This is a genomic window from Prevotella brunnea (genome assembly GCF_008016795.1).
Lineage (GTDB): Bacteria > Bacteroidota > Bacteroidia > Bacteroidales > Bacteroidaceae > Prevotella > Prevotella brunnea.
Map to the genome: position 1 here is coordinate 1 of NZ_SDIK01000105.1, position 1,944 is coordinate 1,944.

At 36.6% G+C, this 1,944-nt stretch carries 2 protein-coding genes and 1 pseudogene; 1 reads left to right on the top strand and 2 read right to left on the bottom strand.

From position 1 onward, the window contains the following. Window positions 1-275: 275 nt before the first annotated feature. Window positions 276-1,085 carry a DUF3108 domain-containing protein gene (locus ETF27_RS10950; protein ID WP_130830360.1) on the bottom strand — a complete coding sequence of 270 codons (810 nt, stop codon included), beginning with the start codon at window positions 1,083-1,085 and terminating at the stop codon, window positions 276-278. Between the two features lie 492 nt (window positions 1,086-1,577). Between ETF27_RS10950 and ETF27_RS10955 the strand changes: the two genes are divergently transcribed. Further along, window positions 1,578-1,796, top strand: a complete 219-nt coding sequence (locus ETF27_RS10955) for a hypothetical protein (RefSeq protein ID WP_147785830.1) — start codon at window positions 1,578-1,580, stop codon at window positions 1,794-1,796. A gap of 1 nt (window position 1,797) precedes the next feature. On the opposite strand, the pseudogene ETF27_RS11845 reads toward ETF27_RS10955, so the two are convergent. Next, window positions 1,798-1,944: pseudogene (locus ETF27_RS11845) on the bottom strand (IS256 family transposase); the annotation flags it as partial.

Below are 1,944 nucleotides of genomic sequence, written 5' to 3' on the forward strand. Positions count from 1 at the left end.
CGAATACGAAAATTCGCGCGGGGTTTTACGTTTTGTCATAATTTCTTACTTTTTTTATAGTCAGAATTGTGACAAGCTAAATCCGTATAAGACATTTTGAAGTGCAAAAGCTAAGCTTTTAAATTCGGATTAATATTATACTGATTATCAATAGATTACGAAGTGTATCTCGAATCCTGTTTTTGTCATATAATTTCGTAACGATGACCGAGTCGAATGTTCGGCATTACATTCCATTTGCTTTAACCTCGTTCGGTTCTATCTCTGCAAAGGATTTACTTAATGAGTGAAGAAACCTTGTTTCTAATGCCCTTCATGCTGACAAGAAAGGCTTTCGCACTTCCGAACTTTAATCGCATATCAAGGCGAATAGGGATATGATTGGAATCATCGGTGATGAAAAAGGAAGAAATATTCTTCCATTTCCCATTTTCCCGCTCATGATAGGAAAGTTTCAAGCAACGATATTTTCGTCCGTTATCAGCTTTAACGTTGGTCTTGCCATTGTAAACGATACGTGCCGGATTAACACTGTTGCCATCTACCATGGGAAAATTTACCACCTGTCCCGATTTCCACTTATCGGGATTAAAACTTCTGGCACGCAGGAAAATACTCATCATATCGTAAAGGCATTCTGAGGAATATCTTGTTCGCCAATGATGTTCACCGTCGTTATCGACGCGATGCTGTTTTATGCGCACCTTACCGTTTGGATAACTGTAAAACACCTCATCCACTGTGTAGCGTTTCCCCTCGCGAGCTCCTTTTCTGTAATATAGTGGTGCCATATTCTTTGAATCATAACAGAGAAGTGTGTCGCGAAGAACAAAATAATCGTCCAATCTTCCATTGCCACGTGTCGTGAGAGAAGCTCTGTAAGCCGGAGTTCCGCGATAGGTTGAAGAGACGGTGTACCACGATGCCGTGCCGGCTTTCACCCAAACAAACTGCCAATTGTAATAAAGATTGTAAGTAAGGTATTCACCACTGTTAAAAGCAGTGTTTCTAAATGTGCATTGAGCTGATGCATTTACCGATAAAAGAACAAGCAAAGCAATCAGACCGGATTTCAAATGTTTCATTTTGCTGTATTTATTCATTCGTAAATCATTATATTCTTATTTCTTTTTTAAAAAGAAAAAAAGAATGATAGAGTATGATGTGCTGTGGATTTGTGCAAAAGTAATCCGCTTCTTTTTTGGTGATATGAATATCAACTTTAGAAAAGAAGTTATCAACGGTAATAGTTGAAACTTACTCATTGAAAATCAGTTCATCTTTTGAGTTATCCACAATTTTTAAATATGGTGCAAAGATAATAAGTTTATATCTTTTAATATCAATAACGTGTGCAAAACTTCCCTAAAAGAGCGTTAATAAACTTGTGGATATCCACTGTTCTCGCATTTTCTCTTTTATATTGTGAATATCCACAGAGTTGTGAAAATGTTATGAACTAACTTTTCCACAGAGTTATCAACAAAAAAGATTGGTTTTCTGAAAAATATCGTAAATTTGTAACCCAATGGATATTATATGTCGCTTGTATAATGGGATATGAGAAAGGAATAAAGATGAAACCAATATTAGACGATTACTATAGGATATTTCTCACTTGTGCCTTGAATTCCCAAATGAAGGCATCGCAAAAACGAATGCTTGAGAATGTGAAATCATGGGCACAAAAGGATTATGATGAGCAACCAACTTTTGAGGATGTAAAGGATTTTCTTGATAGTTGTCAGGATGCTCCTGTTCTCGATGAATTTGGTAGTGTCCTTAAAAGTGTGTAATTCATCTTTCCTTTCTCTGTACTTCCACTGTTATTTTATTCTTTTCTTTCCAGTTTTTGAATTGATATATTCTCCTTTCATATGTTGTCTTTGTTTCCTCCATCGCCACGGCTGCCAGGAGGAAGATGACGGACTTTTCTGATGGCAT